The organism is Anaerotalea alkaliphila (assembly GCF_010179735.1).
GTDB lineage: Bacteria > Bacillota > Clostridia > Lachnospirales > Vallitaleaceae > Anaerotalea > Anaerotalea alkaliphila.
Genome location: NZ_JAAEEH010000065.1, coordinates 1 through 6,346, shown reverse-complemented (window position 1 = coordinate 6,346; position 6,346 = coordinate 1). Strand labels below are relative to the sequence as shown.

Below are 6,346 nucleotides of genomic sequence, written 5' to 3'. Positions count from 1 at the left end.
CTTTCTGATAGCGGCCACCTCGATGTATTGTATTTTGTCGCATGAGGTTCATTGTACACCATGACCGGAAGTGGGACATAATCATTTGCGTTACAATAGGACATTATCATATGTGAATCAGAGGAACTAGCAATTATCAATTTAGTTATTGACAATCTTATCAAAAAACATTATCATATAAATATAAATCGGACGTATGACCGAATTACGGGGTGATGCTATTGTGTCTACTGAAACAAATGAACAAACGCAATCGGAAAGAATATTATTAGCAGCGAACACATGTATATCGACTAGAGGTTACGCAAATGTTTCAATGAGAGATATTGCTGATGAGGCGGGAGTAGCTTTAAGCCAGTTAAATTATTATTTTAAAAACAAGGAGGGATTGTTTAAAGAAGTTGTAAGAATGATGATTTCAAAGTATTTAAAGGAGATTGAGGCATCATTAAAGCAGGAAAATTCACCTCGCAAAAGAGCAAAAGGCTTAATTCATTACTTTAAAAATATGTTGCAACATAATCCGGAACTTTTCAGATTGCTCTATGATTTTACAGGGTTAGCTATTTGGTCTCCTGTATTTAGTAGTTTGCTTAGTGAATTATTTAAAGAGTTATCGGACATGATTGAAAAATATATTTTTAAAGATCTTCAATTAAAGGAATTAAAAGGCTATTCAACAAAAACTTTGTCTCGGTTGATTTTAGGGTCGATGTTTGGTACAGGTATTCAGGTTTTACTTGACCAAGATGAAGAATTGCCTGAAGCATTAAACGCTATGCAAATATTATTTGAATAAGTATATGAAAGTGAGGTAATTTATTATGGCAGGATTAATTGAAAAGTCAGTCAATTTAGGTCTTGGGTTGTTTTCTTACTCTAGAGAAAAAATTGAAGAAGTGGTTGATGAATTGGTGAATAAAGGTGAAGTTACTAGGAAAGACGCAAAGGATCTGGTTAATGATTTAGTGAAAAAAGGCGAAGAACAACGTGAAGATTTCAAGAAAATGGTCAAGGATGAAATTTTAGAGGCTCTAGATGCAAAAGATATTGCCCGCAAAGAAGATCTCATTGAAAAAGAGGACTTCAGAAAGATTATAAGAGAAGAGCTAATTGATATATTAAAAGAGAAAGAAATAGCTACAAAGAAGGATATAAACGAGTTAAAAAAATAGGATTTTGATTGGTCAGTTAAAAGACGGAACAATGGTAGGTTTTTAAATGTTGGTATGTTTTTAGCTGAGCAATCTACCATTTGAGAGGTGTTAGAATTGGGAATAGTTATAGTTACTGACTCAACTTGTGATTTGCCCGTTGAATATATTTCCCAAAACAATGTATATGTTATTCCATTTACCTTTGTACTAAATGGGATTAATTATACAGATGATTTTGGAAAATCTTTAAGTTATAAAGAATTTTACGATGGAATTCGAAATGGAAGCATGCCAACAACTGCTCAGATTACGGCATATACTTTTGAAAATGAGTTTAGAAGTTTTGTTTCAAAAGGAGATTCAGTTATCTATATAGGTTTCTCGTCTGCTCTAAGTGAAACGTTTAATGGTTCTGTTCTAGCTAGAAATGAAATAATGGAAGCGAACCCAGAAGCAGATATAACAGTGATTGATTCGAAAAGCGCTTCTGTTGGTCAGGGCTTACTGGTGTATTATGCGTCCGAGATGTTAAAACAAGGAAAATCTAAACAAGAAATCGTAGAGTGGATTGAGTCTAACAAACTTAAGGTAAATCACTGGTTTACTATAGATAGTTTGGAACATTTAAAGAGAGGGGGACGAATATCAGCCACCAGTGCAGCTATAGGTGGTTTGCTTGAAGTTAAACCGGTTTTAAATGTCTCTAATGATGGAAGTCTTAACGTTGTAAAAAAAATTAGAGGAAGAAAAAAATCAATTAGGACTTTATTTGAAGAGTATAAAACTCTTGCCATTAAACCAGAAGAACAGATGATATATATCGCTCATGGTGATTGTATAGAAGATGCAGAGTATCTAAAATCTCTGATTCTGAGTGAGACAACGCCCAAAGATATCGTAATAAATAGTTTAGGGCCAATTATAGGGACCCATACAGGACCAGGCATGGTAGGTGTATTTTTTTTAGGGAAAGAAAGATAGTTATGTTGTCGTTTTCACTAATATTTAAAAAGGTATATTAGCTTACTAATGTTTAAGCAGATATAGATGACAGAGCGTCTTTTTAATCTATATCTGCTATTTCTTTTATAAAAAATGAGATTAGACTGAGTGGTGATAAATGATGGCGGTTAGTAAATATAGAAAATTTAAGAGATCCAAGCAAATTGTTACGATTTTTGTAAATCATGGATTTGGCACGTTAATAGACAGATTAGGCATCCTTAAATATCTTAAAATAGAGAAGCAAACCAAAGAATATACAGAGAGGGAAAATTTAAAATTATCAGTTGGTGAGAGGTTGAAATTATCTTTCGAAGAATTGGGGCCGACATTTATAAAATTAGGTCAAATCATGAGTACTAGACCGGACTTATTGCCTCGTGACATTATACACGAGCTGGAAAAACTTCAAGATGCTGTGGCTCCATTTCCCATAACTGAAGTAAGGGAAGTAATAGAATTTGAGTTGGGAGATAAACTTGAAAACATATTCAGAGAGTTTAAAGAGGAACCTATAGCTGCAGCCTCTATTGGTCAAGTCCATCGTGCAAAATTATTATCGGGTAAAGAAGTGGTAGTAAAAGTTCAAAGACCAAATATCGAGAAAAATATTGAGCTTGATATAGGTATATTAAAAGATCTGGCAGATTTTATTGATAATCGAACTAGGTTTGGAAAACTTTATAGCTTTAGCAAAATGGTGGAAGAATTTGAGACTACTTTAACGAATGAATTAGACTTTAGAATGGAAGGAGAAAATGCGGAAACTTTTAAAGTGAATTTCGAGGATGATGCCAATGTAATTGTTCCAGAGATTAGTTGGATTCATACAACTAATCGTGTTATAACAATGGAAGAAATCCAAGGGACTTCGTTAAAGAATTTTGAAGTATTAGATCAATTAGGGTTGGATAAAACAATAATTGCAAGAAATTTAGCTAATTCTATTTTATATCAGATATTACGGGATGGTTTCTTCCACGGGGATCCTCATCCGGGGAATATAATGGTGCTTGAGAATAATACAATAGCATTTCTAGATTTAGGTATGATAGGACAATTGAACAATCATAGGAAAAACCAATTCCTGAAAATGTTGATGGGAATAACGCTGAAAGATAGTAAACTGATTGTTCAAGCAATTGTTGAACTTGATGCAATGTCAGAAAGAATCAATATGAGAAACCTGGAAAAAGATATTGATCGATTGAGAGATCAAGTATTGTCGGTTCCATTAAGTCAAATAAAAATTGGTGAAGTTTTTAATGAAATTTTTGATTTGGCATTTTCTTATAATATTATGATTCCTGGAGAATTTACCATGCTTGCCAAATCCCTTATTACGCTGGAAGGGTTGGTTGAAAAATTGGATCCAGAGCTAAATGTCTTGGAAATTGCCGAACCTATTGCGGGAAAGTTGGTTTTTACATTAATTACCCCAGAGAAAATTGGTAGGGAAATCCTGGGTGGCGCTATGGATTACAGCAATCTTGTTCGAAAATTCCCTTCTATTTTCTTGAATTTTCTAGATAAAATGGAACACGATGACTTTACAGTGCAACTTAAGCTTAAAGAGGCAGACCGATATGCGCAAAAGCTTGATAAGGCATTTAACCGGTTATCAATCAGCCTAGTGTTGCTATCCTTAAGTATAGTAATCGCAGGAACAATCGTTGGATTAAGTTTAACTGATGTGGAAGGATCTAATTTTATAACAGTCGCAAGTACAACACTAAGAGGCAGCCTTATCATAGCAGTAAGTACCTTTGTGGCACTGATTATTGCAATTTTCAGATCAAAATGAATATAACCTAATCAATGAAAAATAACTTTAGAGGTGAAAAATTAATATGGTAGTTGATATGATGCTTTTTTTTGCGATTTATTCATTCTTAGGATGGGTACTTGAAACTGCATTTGCAAGTATAATACACAGAAAATTTATCAATAGAGGCTTCCTGATAGGACCCTTTACACCGATTTATGGATTTGGCGGGATTCTTACCGTTTCATATTTTAATTGGAGTCCATTTTCTATAGATGATAAATCTTTATTGTTGATTATGAATTTGATTGTTTCAATATTATTAGTTACAATATTGGAGTTTGTTACTGGATTTGCATTGGAAAAAATATTCCATTCAAAATGGTGGGATTACAGCGATAATTTTTTGAACCTCAAAGGGTATATATGTATTAAATACTCAATTTTATGGGGAGTGCTTGCCTTTGCATTACTTCAGATAGTCCATCCAATTGTTATAAATTTAGTTCACATCATTCCGGCTCAGTTAAAAAATTCTGTTGCTATCATTTTCATTGTTTATTTTATTATTGATACTACAAAATCTATTGTTGATGTATTGGATTTAAGAAAAACAATTTTACATTATTCTGAGCTATCGGTGCGGGTATATAAAAATAAGGTTATAAAATATAAAAGGATATTTCTTGCCTTTCCTAAATTACTATTCTTAAATGCGGGTATTATAAATCGCGATGTGAGGAGAATTTTGAATGGTAGAGTTAATAAAATCAAAACTGAATTTAAAAATAAATTTCAACCTTGAAAAAGAATATTGCGATTGTGTTCATGATTTGATTGATCACGAAAAGGTAAAATCAATGAAAAATTATATGCAACATGGGGATATTAGTTGTTACTCCCACAGTCTACATGTGTCATATACAAGTTTTCGATTATGTAAGAAACTTGGGCTGGACTACCTTTCTGCAGCAAGGGGTGGGCTGCTTCATGATTTTTTCTTGTATGACTGGCACGCTGATAAAAAAACTTACGCTGGGCTACATGGATTTGTTCATCCTGGCATAGCATTGCAAAATGCTAATGAGTATTTTGCACTGAATAATATCGAGAAGGACATTATTGAAAAACATATGTGGCCATTAACATTAAGGCTACCAAGATATAAGGAGGCTTATGTCGTCCTAATGGTAGATAAATATTGTGCCTTTTCTGAAACATTGAATTTAATAAGCAAAAAAGATACTAATCAGCTTAAAATATACGAAACCAGAATCAGCAAATAGGAGCATTTCAATCTGTGGAAAAGAATTTAATAATGTGGATAAAATCAATACATTTTCTTTACCGAGATTGTTGTCCAGAGATTGAAAATAACTGGATATATTCCCACAAACGAAAGCCGATGTTGGACATGTTTCCATCTACGAGCGTGGATATGTTCCCAATAACAATAGGGGTTGAAATAGCGGTATTGATAGCTATCAATTCAACTCAAAACACGTTGAGACGGTAGTCTTGATGTCAAGGGTAGAGAAGTAAGAGTGTAGAAATGTTAATAAATAAGCACTTTCCGTGATTTGAGATCTGGCTCCAAGCCAGAAGGATAATCACGGTTTTTTATTTTGTGGGAACTTATCCAATATTAAAAAGTTAGAGAGTCTAAAAAATAATTAAGTTTTTAGCTTTGTGAGTTGATGAGATTGTTGGCGAAAGCAGAGTGAGTTGATAAAATTACTGTAAACTTTATGTTCTTATGTCGAGTTGACTGAAAGTCCTGAAAGCTCCGTCCTGAAAGCTCACTTTAAAATATAAACCAAATACATTGACAATATCATCTTATTTATGCTATTATACTAAATGGATTTGTATATTTACTGAGCGGAGGACGGTTGTATGATAAAAAACAATATTGAAAAAGATATTAAAATAAAATGTGTTGAAACTGATACAACACAAGCGGCTTTAGCTGAAAAAATTGGAAAAACCGTACAGTATGTAAATCGTATCGTAAAGAAAGATGATGGTGTTGTAAATAAAACCTTTATTCAAATGATGGAAGGATTAGGTTATGACATTAGACTTATCTACGAAAAAAGGGAGAAGAATGACAATGAATAAACAGCAACTAGCTTCCACAATATGGCAATCGGCGAATCAAATGCGTTCCAAGATAGAAGCAAACGAATACAAAGACTACATCCTCGGTTTTATGTTTTATAAGTACCTTTCAGAACGTGAAATTCAGTTTTTGAAAGATGAAGGATATAAAGATGTCGATATTAAAAAAGTTAGTGAGACCAGCTAATAAAAGTCAATAGCTGAGATCAAAAAACTTTAAAAATTGAGTTTTAAAAAAGCGTATAGCAAAGCTAGCCAATAGCAAAATCCGAACATTGGCATTTGGTTGGCATATGAGACA

8 protein-coding genes are annotated in these 6,346 nt (G+C 33.1%); all 8 read left to right on the top strand.

Annotated elements, in window-relative coordinates; genetic code table 11:
- Positions 1 to 223 precede the first annotated feature (223 nt).
- The 8 genes from GXN74_RS13865 to GXN74_RS13830 all read left to right on the top strand — a co-directional run bounded on the left by GXN74_RS13865 (position 224) and on the right by GXN74_RS13830 (position 6,232).
- Entirely contained in the window at positions 224 to 799 is a 576-nt protein-coding gene (locus GXN74_RS13865; RefSeq protein WP_343032837.1) for a TetR/AcrR family transcriptional regulator, read from the top strand.
- A gap of 25 nt (positions 800 to 824) precedes the next feature.
- Positions 825 to 1,175 (top strand): phasin family protein, encoded by a 351-nt coding sequence (locus GXN74_RS13860; protein WP_162371534.1) that lies wholly within the window; start codon positions 825 to 827, stop codon positions 1,173 to 1,175.
- Between the two features lie 87 nt (positions 1,176 to 1,262).
- A complete protein-coding gene (locus tag GXN74_RS13855; protein WP_343032836.1) occupies positions 1,263 to 2,138 on the top strand; it encodes a DegV family protein in 876 nt (291 codons plus the stop codon).
- A gap of 139 nt (positions 2,139 to 2,277) precedes the next feature.
- Positions 2,278 to 3,963 carry a 2-polyprenylphenol 6-hydroxylase gene (gene ubiB, locus GXN74_RS13850; RefSeq protein WP_246208735.1) on the top strand — a complete coding sequence of 562 codons (1,686 nt, stop codon included), beginning with the start codon at positions 2,278 to 2,280 and terminating at the stop codon, positions 3,961 to 3,963.
- A gap of 46 nt (positions 3,964 to 4,009) precedes the next feature.
- Positions 4,010 to 4,729, top strand: coding sequence for a putative ABC transporter permease (locus GXN74_RS13845; protein WP_162371532.1), 720 nt, complete (start codon positions 4,010 to 4,012; stop codon positions 4,727 to 4,729).
- A complete protein-coding gene (locus GXN74_RS13840; protein WP_162371531.1) occupies positions 4,677 to 5,210 on the top strand; it encodes an HD domain-containing protein in 534 nt (177 codons plus the stop codon). The genes GXN74_RS13845 and GXN74_RS13840 overlap by 53 nt, the downstream gene beginning before the upstream one ends.
- Before the next feature lie 610 nt (positions 5,211 to 5,820).
- Positions 5,821 to 6,045 (top strand): helix-turn-helix domain-containing protein, encoded by a 225-nt coding sequence (locus tag GXN74_RS13835; protein ID WP_162371530.1) that lies wholly within the window; start codon positions 5,821 to 5,823, stop codon positions 6,043 to 6,045.
- Positions 6,038 to 6,232, top strand: a complete 195-nt coding sequence (locus tag GXN74_RS13830) for a type I restriction-modification system subunit M N-terminal domain-containing protein (RefSeq protein WP_343032835.1) — start codon at positions 6,038 to 6,040, stop codon at positions 6,230 to 6,232. Before GXN74_RS13835 ends, GXN74_RS13830 begins: the two co-directional genes overlap by 8 nt.
- Positions 6,233 to 6,346 lie beyond the last annotated feature (114 nt).